This is a genomic window from Hydrogenophaga soli (assembly GCF_054777695.1).
The window spans coordinates 1-18,315 of the sequence record NZ_BAAHAK010000010.1 but is presented as its reverse complement, the minus strand read 5'-3'; the positions used below and the strand labels follow the sequence as shown (position 1 = coordinate 18,315).

Annotated in this window: 16 protein-coding genes; 3 read left to right on the top strand and 13 right to left on the bottom strand. The window is 66.7% G+C overall.

Annotated elements, in window-relative coordinates; translation table 11 throughout:
* Positions 1–3 precede the first annotated feature (3 nt).
* From ACYVB7_RS16580 to ACYVB7_RS16520, 13 genes are all read right to left on the bottom strand, one after another.
* The gene (locus ACYVB7_RS16580; RefSeq protein WP_460509596.1) at positions 4–1,092 is read right to left on the bottom strand and encodes a diguanylate cyclase domain-containing protein; all 1,089 of its coding nucleotides are present in this window, start codon (positions 1,090–1,092) and stop codon (positions 4–6) included.
* Between the two features lie 65 nt (positions 1,093–1,157).
* Positions 1,158–2,303, bottom strand: a complete 1,146-nt coding sequence (locus ACYVB7_RS16575) for a GGDEF domain-containing protein (protein WP_460509594.1) — start codon at positions 2,301–2,303, stop codon at positions 1,158–1,160.
* 105 nt (positions 2,304–2,408) lie between these two features.
* On the bottom strand, positions 2,409–3,290 hold the full coding sequence (locus ACYVB7_RS16570; protein WP_460509592.1) for a M48 family metallopeptidase: 882 nt from the start codon (positions 3,288–3,290) through the stop codon (positions 2,409–2,411).
* 13 nt (positions 3,291–3,303) lie between these two features.
* The gene (locus tag ACYVB7_RS16565; RefSeq protein WP_460509590.1) at positions 3,304–4,038 is read right to left on the bottom strand and encodes a lysophospholipid acyltransferase family protein; all 735 of its coding nucleotides are present in this window, start codon (positions 4,036–4,038) and stop codon (positions 3,304–3,306) included.
* A 56-nt stretch (positions 4,039–4,094) separates the two neighbouring features.
* Positions 4,095–4,643 carry an HAD family hydrolase gene (gmhB, locus tag ACYVB7_RS16560; protein WP_460509589.1) on the bottom strand — a complete coding sequence of 183 codons (549 nt, stop codon included), beginning with the start codon at positions 4,641–4,643 and terminating at the stop codon, positions 4,095–4,097.
* Positions 4,640–5,266, bottom strand: a complete 627-nt coding sequence (locus ACYVB7_RS16555) for a hypothetical protein (protein ID WP_460509587.1) — start codon at positions 5,264–5,266, stop codon at positions 4,640–4,642. Before ACYVB7_RS16555 ends, gmhB begins: the two co-directional genes overlap by 4 nt.
* A 9-nt stretch (positions 5,267–5,275) precedes the next feature.
* Entirely contained in the window at positions 5,276–7,411 is a 2,136-nt protein-coding gene (gene glyS, locus ACYVB7_RS16550) for a glycine--tRNA ligase subunit beta (RefSeq protein WP_460509585.1), read from the bottom strand.
* Positions 7,412–7,426: 15 nt separating this feature from the next.
* Complete coding sequence (gene glyQ / locus ACYVB7_RS16545) at positions 7,427–8,332, bottom strand: glycine--tRNA ligase subunit alpha (RefSeq protein ID WP_460509583.1); 906 nt, start codon at positions 8,330–8,332, stop codon at positions 7,427–7,429.
* A gap of 88 nt (positions 8,333–8,420) precedes the next feature.
* A complete protein-coding gene (gene lnt / locus ACYVB7_RS16540) occupies positions 8,421–10,166 on the bottom strand; it encodes an apolipoprotein N-acyltransferase (RefSeq protein WP_460509581.1) in 1,746 nt (581 codons plus the stop codon).
* Between the two features lie 28 nt (positions 10,167–10,194).
* A complete protein-coding gene (locus ACYVB7_RS16535; RefSeq protein ID WP_460509579.1) occupies positions 10,195–11,100 on the bottom strand; it encodes an HlyC/CorC family transporter in 906 nt (301 codons plus the stop codon).
* Positions 11,101–11,149: 49 nt separating this feature from the next.
* Positions 11,150–12,079 carry an alpha/beta fold hydrolase gene (locus tag ACYVB7_RS16530; protein WP_460509578.1) on the bottom strand — a complete coding sequence of 310 codons (930 nt, stop codon included), beginning with the start codon at positions 12,077–12,079 and terminating at the stop codon, positions 11,150–11,152.
* A gap of 33 nt (positions 12,080–12,112) precedes the next feature.
* The gene (locus ACYVB7_RS16525) at positions 12,113–13,735 is read right to left on the bottom strand and encodes a GMC family oxidoreductase N-terminal domain-containing protein (RefSeq protein ID WP_460509577.1); all 1,623 of its coding nucleotides are present in this window, start codon (positions 13,733–13,735) and stop codon (positions 12,113–12,115) included.
* Complete coding sequence (locus ACYVB7_RS16520) at positions 13,732–14,253, bottom strand: hypothetical protein (protein ID WP_460509576.1); 522 nt, start codon at positions 14,251–14,253, stop codon at positions 13,732–13,734. Before ACYVB7_RS16520 ends, ACYVB7_RS16525 begins: the two co-directional genes overlap by 4 nt.
* A 108-nt stretch (positions 14,254–14,361) precedes the next feature.
* On the opposite strand from ACYVB7_RS16520, the gene ACYVB7_RS16515 reads away from it, so the two are divergent.
* The 3 genes from ACYVB7_RS16515 (at position 14,362) to tnpC (ending at position 18,313) form a co-directional block, all read left to right on the top strand.
* Complete coding sequence (locus tag ACYVB7_RS16515) at positions 14,362–15,123, top strand: FFLEELY motif protein (protein WP_460509575.1); 762 nt, start codon at positions 14,362–14,364, stop codon at positions 15,121–15,123.
* An 87-nt stretch (positions 15,124–15,210) separates the two neighbouring features.
* Positions 15,211–16,905, top strand: a complete 1,695-nt coding sequence (locus ACYVB7_RS16510; RefSeq protein WP_460509573.1) for an acyl-CoA synthetase family protein — start codon at positions 15,211–15,213, stop codon at positions 16,903–16,905.
* Between the two features lie 118 nt (positions 16,906–17,023).
* Complete coding sequence (tnpC, locus tag ACYVB7_RS16505; protein WP_460509572.1) at positions 17,024–18,313, top strand: IS66 family transposase; 1,290 nt, start codon at positions 17,024–17,026, stop codon at positions 18,311–18,313.
* Positions 18,314–18,315: the final 2 nt, after the last annotated feature.

Sequence of the window (18,315 nt, the reverse complement as noted above, 5' to 3'; positions counted from 1 at the left end):
CCCTCAGGCCACGGCGTGGCGGTTGCCACCCTGCTGACGGGCCAGGACCTGTGCGGCCTCAGCCTCGGACAGCAGCAGGGGGGCATCGTCCCGGCTGCGCGGCACCCACCCGGCCACGCCCACGCTGACCGTGACCCCGACAGCGGGGAACAAGGGGTGCGGCAACTGCAAGGCCGACACCGTGTGCACCAGCCGCAAGGCGGCCTGGGCCGCGCCGTTGCGGTCGGTCTCGGGCATCATGACCACCAACCGATGGTCGCTGTGCCGCGCCACAAAATCGGTGGTGCGCTTCATGGCCCCGGCCACGGCCTGGGTGACGGTGCGCAAGCAGTCGTCCACCACCGCCAGCGCCTGTGGATCGACCGTGCCCCCAAAATGGTCCAGGCCCACCACCAGCACGGCCAAGGGCTGTTCGCCCCGAAACGCACGGGCCACTTCTTCCGACAGCCGCTGGTCGAAATACCGCCGGTTGGCCACCTGCAACAACTCGTCAAACCGGGCATGCACCTCCAGGCGCTGGGCCAGCGATGCCATCTGCCGCTCGGCATCGGCCAAACCCTGGGTTTGGGTGGACAGGTCGTGGTACAGGCGCCCCACCATGTTCAGCAGCGCCCGCAAGCCCTTGTCGGACACGGCGGACTCGCGTTCGTAGACTTCGCTGGGCAATTGCCCCGCTTCAATGTGGCGCATCTGCCGCACCATGGCCTGGTCCACGCCCAGCACATGCAGGCCGATCCACGAGGACAGAAAACCCATCATGCGACCATTGAGATCGGGCAGGGTCTGGCGGTCGTTCCACATTTCGCGCAGGTTGCGGATGAATTGCTCGTGCTGGCGGCGGTGCACAAACTGGTGCCGCTCGTCCAGCCCTTGCTCCTGCATCAACGCTTCTTCACTGGCAAACTGCGCCCGGGCATAGGCCATCAGGCGGTCGAACGCCCGGCGCATGGCCAGCTCGCGCTTGTCGGCCGGGTAGGCAATGTCGAACTGGGTGCGATGCAGCTCGTTGAAGATGTCGATCAGGCCACGGTGCTGGTCGTCCATGGCCTGCAAACCTGTGCTGAAGCTGCGGTCCCAAACAAACAAATCCATGGTGTCCACTCCGGGCCAAGGCAACAGGCCCCATGGCCCGACTGTAAACCCCGTGCGCCGACCCGTCAGCCCGCAAAAGCCCGGTTGCGACCCGCTTGTTTGGCCTGGTACAGCGCCATGTCGGCCTGTGCCAACAGGTGCGAGCCAAAGGTCGCATCGGACCGCTCATCGGGTGCGGCACTGGCCACCCCCACGCTGAGGGTGACCACGGGGGCTGCATCGGAAGCAGCATGGGCCAGCGCCATGGCGCGCACCGCCTCCACCACACGCCATGCGACTTTCAGGGCGCCGTCCGGCGGCGTGTCGGGCAACAGGGCCACCAGCTCCTCGCCGCCGTAACGGGCCAAGAAATCGGTGCGCCGCACCATCACCCCGCCCACGGCCTGGGCCACGGCCTTCAGGCAGGCGTCTCCGGCGGGATGGCCGTAGGTGTCGTTGTAACGCTTGAAGAAGTCCACATCCATCATCAGCACGCCCAGCATGTGGCGGTTGCGGCGGGCACGGGCCACCTCTTCGATCAGGCGTTCATCAAAGTACGCCCGGTTGGCAATGCCCAGCAAGCCATCGCGCCGCGAAAACGCCTGCAACTGGGCATTGGCCTCTTGCAGTTCGGCATTGGCTTCGGCCAGCGCCTGGGTACGCTCCTGCACCCGCTGCTCCAGGTGCTGGTTGGCCATGACCAGGTCGGCGTTCTGCTGCGCCAGCACGTGGTAGAGGTTGCCCACCATCTTCAGCAGGGCCTGGGTGCCGGGGTCGTGGTGCAGGACCTCGCGGTCGAAGGCTTCCGTGGCGGACAACCCCTGGTCCATGGAGTGGATCTGGCGGGCCATGGACTGGTCCACCCCCAGGATGTGCAGGCCCAGCCAGGAGGTCAGGAAGCCCATGATGGTTTCGGACGGATCGCGCAGGCTGTGCCGCAGCGCCCACATGCGCTGCACCTGCTCCACAAACTGCACATGCAGCTGGCGGTGGGACTCGGTGTGTCGCGGGTCCAGGCCCCGTTGGGCCATCAGGGTTTCCTCGTCGGCAAAGTGCCGGGCCGCGTACTGGGTGAGGCGGCTGAAAATGGCCTCCAGCTCCTGGGCCGTGGTGGTCGATCCGTGAAACAGCGAGGTGTTGAGCACGTTGAACAGGTCCACCAGCATGTGGTGTTGCTCGTCCACCTCGGCCAAGCCGGTGACGAAATTCTGATCCCACTCAAACGTGTCCATGTGCTCCCCGCCTACAAACGGTCGGCGGGTATTAGACCCAGTGGCGAACGCAAGCGGACGCCGATTCGCGGCTTTATTGAGCTTCGTCAATAAAGCCAACTCACCTCACCAGGGCGGCAGTCGCTCGCCCTTGAGGCGCGCACGCAAAGCGGCGTAGTCGGGGATGACACTGGCCACCGTCTGCCAAAACCGCAGGCTGTGGTCCATGTGACGCAGGTGCGCCAACTCGTGCACCACCACGTAGTCGATGACCTCCGGCGCAAACTGCATCAGGCGCCAGTGCAGGCGGATGGAGCCGTCGGCCTTGGCGCTGCCCCAGCGCGTGGCGGCCGACGACAGGCGCAACTGCGTCCAGCGCACCCCCAGGGAGGGGGCATGGTGGTCCAGGCGGGCGCGGAAATAGGCTTCGGCCCCCAACATCATCCACGCCTGCACGGCGTCGCGGATCTGGGTGGCCGACGCGCCACTGGCCAACGCCACCCACAACACGCCGTCGTCCAGCCGCACGCGGGTGCCGGGGTCGGGCTGTCCCAGCCGCACCGTGAGCGGCTGCCCCAGCCAGGGCAAGGCCACGCCATCGGCCCACACCACGGTGGCCTCCTTCAGAGCGGCATGCTGTTGCGCGGACTGAACCAGTTTGCGCAGCACCCAGTCGGCCTTCGACTGCACCGCGGTGTCCACCACCCCCTGCGTGGCCCAGCGCGGGGCCGTGACCGTGAGGCCCTGGGCGTTGACCACAAACCCGATGCTGCGCCGCTGCCCCCGCCGCAGCAGGTAGGCCACCCGCTGGCCGTTGAGCAGCGCCTGCCGATTGGCCTCGGGGTGATGGGGCAACACCGCCAACAAAGCCGGGGCATTGAGTCCTTCCTGGCGCGGCTTGGCCGCGGGCGGGCGGGCCCGGGTCGGCGCGGGGTCCATGGAAACCTGCGGGGCCGACGGGGGGGCGTCGTCCTCCAGGCCGTCCAGCAGGCTCAACTGTTGCGCCATGCCTCAGGGCCGCTCAGGTGTAGGCGTCGGGGTCCAGGCGGCGCATTTCCGCCTCGATCCAGGCCTCGACCTCGCGCATCAGCTCGTCGGGCTGACGGCCCACGCTGGGAATGGCAGGGCCGATGGAGAACACCACGGTCCCCGGGCGTTTGATCAGCGCCTTGCGCGGCCAGCACCGCCCTGAGGTGACGGCCACCGGGATCACCGGCGCACCGGTTTCCACCGCCAGCCGGGTCCCGCCCGACTTGTACACCCCCTTCTGGCCGCGATCGACCCGCGTGCCTTCGGGGAACATGATGACCCAGGTGCCCTGCGCCAGCAGCCGGCGGCCTTGCTCCACCACCCGGTTGAAGGCCTGGGCCCGCTTGCTGCGGTCGATGTGGATCATGTCCATGCGCGCCATGGCCCAGCCGAAGAACGGCACGTACAGCAGTTCCTTCTTGAACACGTAGGCCAGGGGGTGCGGCATCAGCGTGGGCATGGAAAAGGTTTCCCAGGTGGACTGGTGTTTCACCAGCAGCACCGCCGGGCTGGTCTTGCCCGTGGGCAGGTTTTCACGGCCCAGCACCTCGTTGCGGATGCCCAAGATGACCTCGCCCCCGCGCACCGCCACGCGCAGCCAGGCCGCACACATCCAGTAAATGCGGGTGGGCGAGGCAAACACCGAGGACAGCACCACCACGAGGCTCCACGGGATCACGGTGACGGCCATCCACACCAGGTGCAGCAGGGAACGGATCAGATTCATTTGATTAACCAAAAACAGGTCCAGCGCTTTTATTCATTGAACCTTCAGCTACAGTTTCAATACTGCGTCAGCAACACTTCGACAAAGGCGGGCAGGTCCTGGTGCACCTGCGTGCCCGGGGGCAGCCCCGGTGGCAGGCTGCCATCGCGGTGGCACTCGGAGTTGCCGGTCAACAGCAAATGGGTGGGGCACCCGGCCAAGGCCGCGGCCTGCGCGTCCCACACCGAGTCGCCCGCGGCAGGCACCTCGGACAAGGGCACGCCAAACCGCGCCCCGATCTGCTCGAACAAGCCCGGCCCCGGCTTGCGGCAGCGGCACTGGTCTTCGGGGGTGTGCGGGCAGTAGAACACCGCCTCGATGCGCCCCCCCACCGCCGCCAGCGCCTTGTTCATCTTGTTGTGGATGGCGTTGAGCACCGTCACATCCAGCAAGCCCCGGCCAATGCCGGGCTGGTTGCTGGCCAGCACCACCTTCCAGCCTGCGTGGTTGAGGCGGGCCACCGCCTCCAGGGCGCCGGGCAGGGGCACCCATTCGTCGGGGGTGGTGATGAAGTCGTCCCGCGGCAGGTTGAGGGTGCCGTCGCGGTCCAGGATCAGCAGTTTCATGGCAGCTCCCAACCCAACACAAACCAGCCTTGCCAGTGGCCCGGGGCCAGCTTCAGGGTGACACGCTCGGGCTTGGCCAGCAGCGCGGGCGTTGGGTTTTCCACCACCACCCGATGCAGGCCGCCTTGCTCGGGCCACTCCACAAACAAGCGGGCACCGCCCACGCCACGCGACGAGGCAGGCACTTCCTGCACCGCCACCAGCTTGAACGACTCGGTCCGCTGCACCTGCAAGCCGCGTTGGTTGGCCTGCTCACGCCAAGCGGCCCAGGACCCGCCCAGCCACACCAAGGCCCACAAGGCCAGCAGCACCCACAACACCCCCTGCCGCACACGGGTGCCCGGACGGGCCCAACGCGCCCAGGCCAGCCGCGCCACCAGGGCGGCCACCAGCAAGGCACCGCCCCACACCATCAGGGCATGGACCAGGGCATCGGGATCGGGGGCCAGCGACAGCGGGGCGGGCCAGCTCACGCCCGGGGCCTCGCGTTCGTCCTTCAAATTCCAGCGCAAGGCCACCCACAACAGCACCGGCAGCACCAGCGCATTGCCAATGAGCTGCTTGCGCCAACCCAGCTTGGGGGGCGTTGCTGGGCGGAGGGTGCCGTCGTCGTCCATGGCCATCGACCCCGCTCAGGCCGCCAGGCGACCGAGGTCGGCCACGCGGTTCATGGCGTTGTGCAGGGTCTTGAGCAGGCCCAGGCGGTTGGCCTTGAGGGCCGGGTCGTCGGCGTTGACCATCACGCCGTCAAAAAAGGCGTCCACCGGGGCACGCAGCGCGGCCAGGGCCTGCAGGCTGCCGGTGTAATTGCCGGCGGCAAACGCGGCATCGGCGGCCGGGGCCACCTCGGCCAGGGCTTTGGCCAGGGCCGCCTCCGCGGCCTCGGTCAGCAGCGCGGGGTTGACCTGCGCCAGCACCTCACCCTCGGCCTTTTTCAGGATGTTGCCCACCCGCTTGTTGGCCGCGGCCAACGCCGGGGCTTCGGGCAGGGCGGCAAAGGCGCGCACCGCCTCCAGGCGACGGCCAATGTCGGCCAGCCGCTGCGGGCGCAGGGCCAGCACGGCGTCCACTTCCTGGGCGCTGTAGCCTTGCTCGCGCAAGCCGCCGCTGATGCGGTCATAGAAGAAATCGGCCAACGCGCTTGCGGGGTCTGTGATGAGCGCTCCAAATGCAGGAGTGGCCAGCGCCAGCAGCTCGGACAGGTCCAGCGGCAGGTCTTTCTCGACCAGCATGCGCACCACACCCAGCGCATGGCGGCGCAGGGCGAACGGGTCCTTGTCGCCGCTGGGCAGGTTGCCAATGCCAAACATGCCCACCAGGGTTTCCAGTTTGTCGGCCAGGGCCACGACCACGCCCACGGCGTTGCGGGGCAGCTCGTCCCCTGCAAAACGGGGTTTGTAGTGGTCTTCGATGGCGTCGGCCACGGTGTCGCCCAGTCCGTCGTGGCGGGCGTAGTAACCACCCATGATGCCTTGCAGCTCGGGGAACTCACCCACCATGTCGGTCAGCAGGTCGGCCTTGGCCAGGCGTGCGGCCAGCAGGGCTTGCGCGGCCAGTTCGGCCCCGCCCAGCTTGAGGCCGATGGTTTCGGCAATGGCGCACACACGCTCCATGCGCTCGCCCTGGGTGCCCAGCTTGTTGTGGTAGACCACCTTGGACAGGCCGGGCACGCGGGCTTCCAGCGACTTCTTGCGGTCTTGGTCGAAAAAGAACTTGGCGTCGGCCAGGCGCGGGCGCACCACACGCTCGTTGCCGCCGGTCACGGCGCTGGCGTCGTCGGGGCGGATGTTGCTGACCACCAGAAACTGGTTGGTCAATTTCCCAGCAGCGTCCAACAAGGGGAAATACTTCTGGTTGGCCTTCATCGTGAGGATGAGGCATTCCTGCGGCACGGCCAAAAACTCGGGTTCGAACTGGCACACCAGCACGTTGGGGCGCTCGACCAGCGCGGTCACTTCGTCCAGCAGGGCGTCGTCTTCAATGGGTTTGCAACCACCGCCCACTTCCGCGGCCTTGGCGGCCAGTTGGCGGGCGATCTCGGCCTTGCGCTCGGCAAAGCTGGCGATCACCGCGCCGTCACGGGCCAGCGTTTCGGCATAGGCGTCGGCATGGGCCAGGGGCACGGGGTCCATGGCGGCTTCGAAGCGGTGGCCGTGGGTGGCATTGCCCGCGTTCAGGCCCAGCGCCTGCACAGGCACCACGGTGCTGCCGTGCAGCGCCACCAGGCCGTGCGCGGGGCGCACGAAGCTGACGCTGGTCCAGCCCGGCAGCTCGCAGCCGCTTTGCAGCTGGTAGCTCATGACCTTGGGGATGGGCAGCTTGGCGATGGCCTCGTTCAGGGCTTTTTGCAGGCCGGTGGTCAGGTCGACGCCGGGCACCACGCTGTCGAGGAACAGGGCCTCGGCCTTGCCATCGGGCTGGCGCTTCAGGCGGGCCAGCACGGCAGCGGGATCGGACACGTCCAGCCCCATGCCGCCCAGGCGCTTGAGCAGCGCGGCACTGGGTTGGCCGCTGGCGTCCAGGCCCACGGCCACGGGCATGAGCTTGACGGTCTGCGCCTTGTCGGCGGCCTTGGCGGCCACACCCACCACATGGGCGGCCAGACGGCGGGGCGAGGCATAGGCGGTCACGGCAGCGTCAGCCGCGGCCAGGCCCTGGGCCTTGAGCTGGTCGGCCAGCACGGAGGCGAAGGCGTTGCCCAGCTTGTTCAGGGCTTTGGGGGGCAGTTCTTCAACGAACAGTTCAACGAGGAGGTTGTGTGTGGTCATGTGTCGTGCTCCGGCTCAGGCCACTTTTTTGTCCATCTGTGCCACCCACTCACGCGGGGCCATGGGGAAGCCCAGGCGCTCGCGGCTCTCGTAGTAGCTTTGCGCCACGGCACGGGCCAGGTTGCGGATGCGGCCGATGTAGGCGGCGCGTTCGGTCACGCTGATGGCGCCGCGGGCGTCCAGCAGGTTGAAGCTGTGGGCGCATTTCAGCACCTGCTCGTAGGCGGGCAGGGCCAGTTGCTGTTCCATCAGGTACTTGGCCTGCCTTTCGTGGGCACCGAAGGCGGTGAACAGGAAGTCGGCGTCGGAGTGCTCAAAGTTGTAGGTGGACTGTTCCACCTCGTTCTGGTGGTACACGTCACCGTACTTGAGGGTGTCGGTCCACTGTAGGTTGTAGACGTTGTCCACGCCTTGCAGGTACATGGCCAGGCGCTCCAGGCCGTAGGTGATTTCGCCGGTGGCGGGTTTGCAGTCGATGCCGCCCACCTGCTGGAAGTAGGTGAACTGCGTGACTTCCATGCCGTTGAGCCACACCTCCCAGCCCAGACCCCAGGCGCCCAGGGTGGGGTTTTCCCAGTCGTCTTCGACAAAGCGGATGTCGTTCTTCTTGAGGTCGAAGCCCAGTGCCTCCAGGCTGCCCAGGTACAGCTCCAGGATGTTGGCGGGGGCGGGCTTCAACACCACTTGGTATTGGTAGTAGTGCTGCAGGCGGTTGGGGTTTTCGCCGTAGCGGCCATCCTTGGGGCGGCGGCTGGGCTGCACGTAGGCGGCCTTCCAGGGCTCGGGGCCGATGGCGCGCAGGAAGGTGGCGGTGTGGCTGGTGCCTGCGCCCACTTCCATGTCGTAGGGCTGGAGCAGGGCGCAGCCCTGGGCATCCCAGTAGGACTGCAAGCGAAGGATGATTTGCTGGAAGGTGAGCATGGACGGTGCAGGAACGACGGAGCGCTGCAAAAACACACCGCCGCAGACCGGGCACAGGCGAGGAAGCGGCGGGCAGGAAGCGGGGATTTTACGGGCGCAACCCTGCCGCCTCCCGGCGGGCCTTGCGGGCAGCCCCCTGGGCCACCGCGCACACCACCCCTCCGCAGGCCAGCCCCAGCGGCCACAGCCCCCAGCGCGAGGCCCAGCGGGCATAGGGCGTGAGGCCGTCTCGACCCTCCACCGTCCCCTGCAGCACCGCCGTTTGCAGGCGCGGCGCGGCCTGCAACACCTGGCCCTGGTGGTCGATGAGCACCGTGGCCCCGGTGTTGGTGGCCCGCACCATGGGCCGCCCCAGTTCCTTGGCCCGCAGGCGTGAAATGTGCAGATGCTGGTCCAGCGCCACGGTGTTGCCAAACCAGCCCAGGTTGCTGACGTTGACCAGCACCGTGGGCGCACGCGCGGGGTCGGCAAAGCCGCGGGCCAGTTCCTCGCCAAACAGGTCTTCGTAACAGATGTTGGGGGCCACACGCTGCCCCGCCCATTCGAAGGCCCCCTGCCCCAGGTCGCCCCGGTTGAAGTCGCCCAGGGGGATGTTCATGAGGTCCACAAACCAGCGAAACAGCGGCGGGATGAACTCGCCAAACGGCACCAAGTGGTGTTTGTCGTAGCGGTAGACGGGTTGCGCACCGCCACCGTCCCAGTCGCCGGGCGACGTCCCGGTGAGCAGGCTGGCGCGGGCGGCCTGGGCCGATTCGGGCGTGAAGGCCCACACGGCGTTGGCATAACCCGCCGCGGCATTGCCCAGCGGAATGCCCAGCAGCGCCGCATGCTGCCCCTGGGCCAGCGCCCCCAGCAGGGACGCCCAGCGTTCGGTCTCCACCGTCTGCGGCAGCAGCGGGAACGCCGTTTCGGGGGCCACCACCAGCGCCCCCGGTGGCAGCGGCGCGGGCAAATTCTGGCCCGCCAGTTGGGTGCCATACAGGGTCAGCGCACGTTCCACGCCCAGCCCGGGTTCGAACTTTTCGTCTTGGGCGATGTTGCCTTGCAACAGCGTCACCGGCAGCACGCCGGTGGGCCGGGTGGCCAGCGCATCCGGCAGGTGCCGGGCTTGCCACGCCTGCACCGCAGGCCCTGCGGCCAGGCAGCCCGCGCCCAGCAGGACCCAGACCAGCGCACGCCGGGGGCTGCGCGTCCACACCACCGCCAGCGCCGCGGCGCTGCCTGCGGCCACGGCCCCCATGCCATACACGCCCACCCAGGGGGCCAGCCAGCCCAGGCTGTCCACATGGGCGTAACCCACCGCCCCCCACGGGAAACCGGTGAACCAGGTGGCACGCGCCAACTCGGCCAAGGTCCACAGCGATGCAAAAACAAGAACTGAAACACCAACACCAGAAAGCGCAAGACGCCAAAAAACCCATGAAATGACTGCGGTGTACAGCGCCAAAAATGCCGCCAGGGCCAGCACCGCCAACACCGCCAGCGGCGCGGCCAGCCCGCCATAGGTGTGCATGGAGATGAACAGCCACCAGAACACCGCCACCAACCAGCCCGTGCCAAACGCCCACCCCAGGGCCAGGGCCTGCCGCGCCTGGGCGCAGCGGCGCAACGCCACCAGCCAAGCCGCCATGGACAGCCCTTGCAACAGCGGCCACGGCTGCCCGGCAGCGGGCCAGAACACCGTGGCCGCCGAAGGCAAGGCCAGCCAATCGGCCTGGGCCACACCCCAGGGCCAAGCCACCGACAGGCCTTGGACCACGCCCAGCAGCCAGGCCCATCCGGCCAACCGGGCCCACTGCGGCCAGCCCCAGCGGGCAGGGGTCAGGGCAAGCATGGGGGTGTGCGTGTCCGCTGCAACGGGCTCAAATGGGCTCGGCCACCGCGGGTCGCCGGGCCTTGAACCACTTGACCGCCCCACCCCGGGCGTGCAGCACCTCGAAGCGCCAGCCTTGCAGGAAGTGGCTTTCGCCGCGCTTGGGCACATGACCCATTTCGTGGGCGATCAGGCCGCCAATGGTGTCCACCTCGGCATCGGAGAGCTGGAGGTCGAACTCTTCGTTGATGCGGGCAATGGGCGTGTCGCCGCTGATGCGCCAAGTGCCATCGGCCAGGGCAAAGATGTCGCCTTCGGCCTCGTCGTCGTCGAACTCGTCTTCGATTTCGCCGACGATTTCTTCCAGCACGTCTTCGATGGTGATGAGCCCGGCCACGCGGCCAAACTCGTCGATGACGATGGCCAGGTGGTTGCGGTTGCCCCGGAACTCGCGCAGCAGATCGTTCAGGCCCTTGCTTTCGGGGATGAAGGTGGGCGGGCGCAGCAGGGCGCGCAGGTTCAGCTCGGGTGCCCGTTGCAGCTTGAGCAGGTCTTTGGCCAGCAGGATGCCGATGATGTTTTCCCGCTCCCCCTCGTACACCGGAAAACGCGAGTGCGCGGTGTCGATGACGGCGTGCAGCAGCTCGTCAAACGGGGCGTCGATGTTGAGCACGTCCATGCGCGGGGCGGCCACCATCACGTCGCCTGCGGTCATGCCGGCCAGGCGGATCACCCCTTCCAGCATCACCCGCGATTCGGTGTTGATGATGTGGCGGTCTTCGGCCTCGGAGAGCGAGGCGATCAGCTCTTCGGTGGAGTCGGGGCCGGGGTGCAGCAGTTCGGCAATGCGTTGCAGCAGGCCGCGCTTGTCCTCGGGGCGGTGCGCCGATTTGCCATGGCGCGTGGGCGGTAAAGCGGACGGGTGCGAAGGGTTCGCAGGGTGAGGGTCAGCCACTGACGGAAACGGAAAGTGATGAAGGGGCACAGGATACCCCAATGGTTTTTCAGCGTGTTTGCAATCGCGCCATCACGTCGGCCCACACCGCGGGGTGTTCGGCCAGCGCCATGTGGCCCACGTCGGTCAGCAACCGGTCTTCCGCACCCGGCCACAGGCCGGTGCCCGCGGGCATGACGATGTTGTCGGCCAGCGAGTGCCAGCAGACAAACCGCTGCGCCCGCTCGGTCGGGACCGTCGTTTCCGCCGCCGCCAGGGCCTGAAGCCAGGCGCTGTGCCAACGCATCTGGCGGGCGTTGCATCCCCGCCCGCCCCAGGCCAGCCAGGTGCCGTGGTGCGGGGTGCCCAGGGTGACCACCTGGTGAATGTGCGCCCAGGCGTCGGGCTGCTGAGCCAGCCAACTGCGCACCACCAGGCCGCCCATGCTGTGGGCCACCACCAGCGGGGGCAGTCCTCCGCTGGCCTGTTGCAACCGGGCCATGGCCTCGGCCAACAACGCACCATGGGAGCCGATGTCACCCCACAGGGGCTCCAGGTTGATGGCGATGACGGGGTGCCCCGCCACCCGCAAGCGCCTCACCCAGCCCGACCACATGCCCCGGTTGCAAAAGTAGCCGTGCACCAGCAGCACGCCGCGGGCGGGCTGGGGCAGTGACTGAACGGGGCAATGGTCGGGCTCGGCCCGCCAGCGCCAGGGCTGAAGCCAGCCAAAGATGCGCACCGAATCGCCCCACTCCCGCGCCCAGGCCTTCACCCAGCCCCACGGCCCGGGTCGGCCCACACACCCGCGGCAGCCCCAGGCGGCCAACGCAAACTGCAGCCCCAGCAAGCCGGGGTGGGCCAGTGCCCCCGCCCACCACCACGCACTGCGCCCGGGCCACAAGGCCATGAGCCAGCACCCCAGCACCCCGAGCGACAGCACCCGTTGCACCCGGGCGGCGCTGGAGCGGGCAGGCAAGGTGCAAGGGGCCGGGTGCATGACCTGTCCTGTGGCGTGGTGGCGCTTGGACCCTCAGGCCAGCGGCTGGGATTCGCGGCCCAGGCGGCGGATCAGGTCTTGCGTGAGGCGGTTGACCAGCCCGTAGATGGACAGCTGGGGGTTGGCCCCGATGCTGGTGGGGAACAGCGAGCCGTCGTGCACCGACAGGTTGGCCACCTGCCAATGCACGCCGTCGGGCCGCACCACGCCGCGTGTGGGGTCGGCGGCCATGCCGCAGCCCCCCATGACATGGGCGCTGACCACCCGGGTTTGCAGCGGCACCATGGGCAGGGCGTGGATGGCGGCCTGGGCCTGCGCCCAGGAGGTGTAGCGTTCGGCCTGCTCGTGCACGGGCAGCACCCAGTCGGCCCCGGCGGCAAACTGGATTTCGGCCATGCTGAGCAGGGCTCGGCGGGCCCCGTCCATCACAAACGGGGTGAGGGGGTAGTCCAGTTCGGCAGAGCCATCGGAGCGCAGGCGCACCTGGCCACCGGGTGACTCCGGGGCAAAGCCGTCACGCAGCAACGCCAGCTGGATGTGCTGGTGCGGCAAGGTGCGCAGCCGCTCGGCCTGCGCCTGGCCCCAGCCGGGGATGCTGGAGGCAAAAATCACCGGGTGAATGGGCGGCGCTTCCAACTTGTAGCCCATGGGCCCGTCCACCGCCTGGGTGTTCAGGAAGTGGTCGGTGTAAATGGTTTGCGGCGCCCCCGCCCAGCCTTCCACGGGCTGGGCAAAGTGGGCGGCGCTCATCACCACCGGATGCAAGAAGGTGCGGGCGCCCAGCCGTTGGTGGGGGTCCGGGGCCTGGGAGCGCAGCAGCACGCCGGGGGAGTTGATGGCCCCCGCAGCCAGCACCACGTGTTTTGCTTCAATGGTGATAGCTGCTTGCGCTTTCACATCAAGCGCTGGATGTGTTTTTTTATCATGAAAAAACGTCTTCACCTGGGTGATGCGTCCGTCGGCCATGACCAGGCGCTCCACCTGGGTGTTGACCAGCAGGCGTGCGCCGTGCTGCAAGGCCGTGGGCACGCCGGTGAGCAGTTGCGACTGTTTGGCGTTGGTGGGGCACCCCATGCCGCACGAGCCCAGGTTCCAGCAGCCCCGCACGTTGCGGCGGATGCCAGACACGGGTATGCCCAGGCGGGTGGCGCCTTTGCGCATCAACTCGTTGTTGGTGTTGGGCGGCACCTCCCAGGGGGACACGTTCAAGCGCCGTTCGGCCTGTTCGAAATAGGGCAGCAGCGCAGCTTCAGTGAGTTCGCTCAACCCGAAGTGGTCACGCCAATGGGTCAGGGTGTCGGCGGGCGTGCGAAACGAGCTGGTCCAGTTGACGGTGGTGGAGCCCCCCACGCAACGGCCTTGCAGGATGTTGATGGCTTTGTCCGCGGTTTTGCGGGCGGCGCTTTCCTGGTAGAGCGAGGGGTAGGCCTCGCTTTCGAGTTGGTTGAAGTCGCGGCTGGTCTTGAGGGGGCCCTCTTCCACCATCAGCACGTCAAACCCCGCACGGGCCAGCAATTCGGCGCTGATGCCGCCCCCGGCGCCGGTGCCGATGACGAGCACGTCGCACGCCAGTCGCTCGGGCGGCACCCCGTCGTGACCCAACACTTTCCATCCAGATTGAAGCCCCTGCACCCAGGGGTCGGGCAGTTTGCTCACAGCGGTGTCGGGCCGGGGTAACCCAGCACGGTCCATGTTGATGGGTCTGAAAAGTAGGTGGCGCCGGTCAGGTCGTGCAGTGCCAGGTAGGCTTGTTGGCGCGGGGCCAGGCGGCTGGATCGCATGTCTTGCAAGGCGGCTTGCACCTCGGCCACGGACGCCTCAACCCAATCGGGCCCCAGTCCGGCCACCGTGCGGCGCCCCAGGGGCAGGGTCAGCAGCGTCAGCAGTTGTGCCAGCTCCTTTTGGGTGTGTGGGGGCAGGCTGGCCACCGCCTGGTTGAGGCGATCCTGCCATGCCACCAAGGCGGTCTGCCGATCTTGAGGGAGGGTGGGCAGCACGCCATCCAGAAACGCCTGCGCCACCGCCCGCCATACAGCGGCGGCGGGCTCGCCAAACTGGTTCCTTTGCCAGGCGGGGGGCCGACTGACGAGCCAGCCCCCACCCGCCGCGGCCACCGCCACGGCCCCCAGGCCCCAGCGCAGCCAGCGTCGTCTTGTCAGTTGAATGTGGTTCACCCGCGGCACTATCGCACCGGTGTTGGGCAACGCGTAGGGGAGGATCTCTAGGGACGTCAGACCTGCGAGCAGGTCCGCCGACAATGGGGCCTGCTGCTCAAGCCACCCATGGACACTTCCACCCTCACCCTGCGCCAACACCTGGAACGGGTGCAGGCCTGTCACCAGGCCGCCGTGGACGAGGGCTTGATGCCCTGGCTTTCCGCCGTCCGACAGGTGCAGGTGCAGCGGTTTCGGTACACGTATGCCGACCTGCTGGCGAGCCCCGCACACCGGGAGGCCACCACGTTTTTCCTGGAAGAGCTGTACGGCTCGGACAACTATGCACAGCGTGATGCCCAGTTTGCCCGCATTGCATCCGCGCTGGAGCGCCTGTTCCCGCCCAGCGTGCTGTCCCTGGCCTTGCAGCTGGCCCATGTGCACGCCCTCACCGAGTCGCTGGATTTGGCGTTAGCGCGCGCGTGGGCGCAGGTGCGCCCCACCCCGCCGACCATGTTCACCCCCGCTGGTCTCGCCGTGTGCGCCGCCGATTATGTGGCGGCGTGGCAGTCGCTCGGTCACCGGGATGAACGGGGGTCTCAATTGACCGGAGTGGTCGACATGGGTCACCAGCTGACTCATGTGGTTCGCATCCCCGGCCTGCGCACGGCGCTCAAACTCATGCGCAGACCGGCCCGTGCGGCGGGTCTGGACCTGTTGCAACGGGTGCTGGAGGGGGGCTTCGACGCTTTCCGCAGCCTCCAAGACCCATCCGCATTCCTCGATGTCATTGGCGCCCGGGAGGCCGCCTGGATGTCCACGTTGTTTGATCGGCCCGGCGACGCCCAACACACCCTGAGGTGTTGCCTCACGCCCACGCCAAGCCGTTGATCCGTGTGTGCTTTGCGTGACAGGACTCAGGGCTAGCCCTGAATCCCCGTGCCTGTCGGCCCAGGGAGAATGTCCGCAGGAGATCACATGGACACCAACAAACCCTGGTTGAACAGCTATCCCGAAGGCGTGCCTCACGATGTGAACCTGGACGCCTACCCGTCGCTCGTGGAGTTGCTCGAAGAGTCTTTCCGCAAAAACGCATCCTCGCCCGTCAGCGTGTGCATGGAGCGGTGGATGAGCTACGGGCAACTGGATGAATGGTCCACGGCCATGGCCGCATGGCTGCAGGCCCAGGGGCTGTCCCCAGGTGCCCGGGTGGCGCTGATGATGCCCAACATCCCGCAGTTTCTGATCGTCATGGTGGCCATCCTGCGGGCGGGCTACACCTGCGTGAATGTCAACCCGCTCTACACGGCGCGTGAACTGGAACACCAGCTGAAAGATTCCGGGGCCGAGGCCATCTTCATTCTCGAAAACTTTGCCCACACGCTGGAAGAAGCCATTGTGCACACACAGGTCCGGCACGTGGTGCTCGCGTCCATGGGCGACATGCTGGGCTTTTGGCATGGCCGTTGGATCACGTTCGCGGTGCGACACCTGGCGCGCATGGTCCCGGCGTTCAGGCTGCCTCTGCATGGGCCGCAGGGCGACATTGCGGTCCAGACCTTTTCAACCGTGTTGCGCCAAGGGCATTCGTTGGCCTTCACACGCCCGGCGTTGACGCACCAATCGCTGGCCTTCCTGCAGTACACCGGCGGCACCACCGGCTTGTCCAAGGGGGCCATGCTGACCCATGGCAATGTTCTGGCGGCCACCTTGCAGGCCGAAGCCTGGTTCTCGCCCGCCCTGGCTCGGATTGGCGATGTCCGCAAAGCCAACAACATCGCGGCCTTGCCGCTCTATCACATCTTCGCGTTGACGCTCAGCCTGCTGTCCATCCGCGGGGGATCGTTCATGACGCTCATCCCCAACCCGCGCGACATTCCCCGGTTTGTGGACGTTCTGAAGAAGCGCCCCTTCCACCTGCTGCCCGCGGTCAACACATTGTTCAACTCGTTGCTGCAAAACCCGCAGTTCCGCAACCTCGATTTCTCCACCCTCGTCGTCTCACAAGCGGGGGGCATGGCGGCCTCGGAAGGCACAGCGCGTCATTGGCTGCAAGTGACGCACTGCCCCATGATCGAAGGCTGGGGCATGAGCGAAACCTGTGCCATTGGCACCAACAATCCCGTCACCAACCGGGAGTTCACCGGCTCCATCGGGTTGCCCTTGCCAGGCATTGAAATCGCCATCAAAGACGATGAGGGCAGGTCACTGCCCGTGGGTCAAGCCGGGGAGATATGCATCAAGGGGCCCAACGTCATGGTGGGCTACTACAACCAGCCCACGGAGAACACCAAAACATTCACCTCCGACGGTTTCATGCGAACGGGAGACATCGGCATCATGGACACCGCGGGCTACACCAAGATCGTGGATCGCAAAAAGGACATGATCATCGTGTCGGGCTTCAACGTGTTCCCCAACGAACTGGAAAACGTGATATCCCTCTGCCCTGGCGTCGTGGAATGTGCCGCAATCGGCATTCCCGATGCGAAATCTGGCGAAGCGATCAAGGTGTTCATCGTGAAGGGCGACCCCACCCTCACCGAAGAGCAGGTAGCGGCCTACTGCCACGACAACCTGACGGGCTACAAACGCCCCAAACACATCGAGTTTCGAGACGAACTGCCCAAGACGAACGTCGGCAAGATTCTTCGGAGAGAGCTGCGCCGTTGAGCGACGGGCACCCATTCTGCAGCTTGGCTTTCACGTAACTGTTCACCCCCCTCAGCCTGATGGGTGGAATTTCAAAACTGATAGCATGGTCATCAAACAGAGCAAGCAGTAGAGTTCCGTGCCACCCGAAACCCCAAAGCCCCCGCCATCCGAGCTACCGCAGAGCGTGGACGCCTGCCATGAACTCATAGGCAAGCTCTGGGATTCGATGCTGGAGCAGCACCAGAGGCTGAGCCAGTTGGAAGAACGGCTCAAGCTCAACTCCCGCAACTCCTCCAAGCCCCCCTCCAGCGACGGCCCCGGCACACCGCCCGCACCACGCCAGCGCCCCAGAAGCGGCAAGAAAGCCGGAGGGCAACCAGGACACAAAGGCAGCCACCGCGCCATGCTGCCCCAGGACGAGGTGCACCAGGTGGTCGTGTGCGAAGTGCCCCCTCACTGTGATTGCGGTGGAGCCATCCAGGCCGATGCAAGTCAGGACAGCGCCATGCGCCACCAGGTGTTCGAGCTGCCGCAGATCCAGCCCATCGTCACCGACTACGTGAGGTTGCGTGGTGTGTGCACCGCCTGTGGTCGCAAACACCATGCCCCCTTGCCGGTGGGCGTGCCCAGCGGACAACTGGGTCCCAAGGCCTTGGCCTTGGTGGGCACGCTGGCCAGCCAGTTCCACCTCACCCAGCGCAAAGTCCAGGCCGTGCTGGCGCACATCATGGGCATGCGCTTCAGCCTGGGGGCCATCTCTCAAGCCCATGGTCTGGTGGCCCAAGGGCTTCAGGCCCCCGTGCAACAACTCCAAGCCCAGCTGCGGCATGTGCCCGTGTGCCATGCCGACGAAACCCGTCACCAAAGCCATGCCCACACCCTGTGGACCTGGGTTCAAGCCAGTGACTGGGGCGTGAAGTTCACCATCGATCCCTCACGCGGTCAAAGCACGGCCAAGGCCATTTTGGGCGAGCGGCCTGACTTCACCCTGGTCAGTGACCGCTACGCCGCCTACAACTACCTGCCCCTGCAACAACGCCAGGTGTGCTGGGCGCATTTGCTGCGTGACTTCGAGCGCATGGCCGGGCGATCGGGCCAGGCAGGACAGATCGGCAAACGTCTGGGCACTTACGGGCATGTGCTGTTTCGCTGGCGGGGTCGAGACAAGCTCGATGGCAAGCACACCGCTTGGCTGCAAAAACGCATGCACAGCCTGCTGACCTTGGGGGCTGGCCAACGCGCATGCAGCAAAACGGCCAACACCTGCGCCAACCTCATCAAGGTGTGGGATGCGCTGTGGACCCCCTCTGTCACGATAGATGACCGCTCCGTGTGTAAAACCCGAAGAACCCTGGAGGGGGCAGGAAAGATGGAGAGATGCCGGTCTACAGTGAGCAATACAAGGAACAGCTGGTCAGAAAGCTGATG

Bases quoted from the DNA above. Each gene is read 5' to 3' on its own strand.
- ACYVB7_RS16575 (WP_460509594.1), bottom strand. From the start codon at position 2,303: ATGGACACGTTTGAGTGGGATCAGAATTTCGTCACCGGCTTGGCCGAG.
- glyS (WP_460509585.1), bottom strand. From the start codon at position 7,411: ATGACCACACACAACCTCCTCGTTGAACTGTTCGTTGAAGAACTGCCC.
- ACYVB7_RS16555 (WP_460509587.1), bottom strand. From the start codon at position 5,266: ATGGCCATGGACGACGACGGCACCCTCCGCCCAGCAACGCCCCCCAAG.
- gmhB (WP_460509589.1), bottom strand. From the start codon at position 4,643: ATGAAACTGCTGATCCTGGACCGCGACGGCACCCTCAACCTGCCGCGG.
- ACYVB7_RS16565 (WP_460509590.1), bottom strand. From the start codon at position 4,038: ATGAATCTGATCCGTTCCCTGCTGCACCTGGTGTGGATGGCCGTCACC.
- ACYVB7_RS16510 (WP_460509573.1), top strand. From the start codon at position 15,211: ATGGACACCAACAAACCCTGGTTGAACAGCTATCCCGAAGGCGTGCCT.
- ACYVB7_RS16530 (WP_460509578.1), bottom strand. From the start codon at position 12,079: ATGCACCCGGCCCCTTGCACCTTGCCTGCCCGCTCCAGCGCCGCCCGG.
- glyQ (WP_460509583.1), bottom strand. From the start codon at position 8,332: ATGCTCACCTTCCAGCAAATCATCCTTCGCTTGCAGTCCTACTGGGAT.
- ACYVB7_RS16515 (WP_460509575.1), top strand. From the start codon at position 14,362: ATGGACACTTCCACCCTCACCCTGCGCCAACACCTGGAACGGGTGCAG.
- ACYVB7_RS16580 (WP_460509596.1), bottom strand. From the start codon at position 1,092: ATGGATTTGTTTGTTTGGGACCGCAGCTTCAGCACAGGTTTGCAGGCC.
- ACYVB7_RS16570 (WP_460509592.1), bottom strand. From the start codon at position 3,290: ATGGCGCAACAGTTGAGCCTGCTGGACGGCCTGGAGGACGACGCCCCC.
- lnt (WP_460509581.1), bottom strand. From the start codon at position 10,166: ATGCTTGCCCTGACCCCTGCCCGCTGGGGCTGGCCGCAGTGGGCCCGG.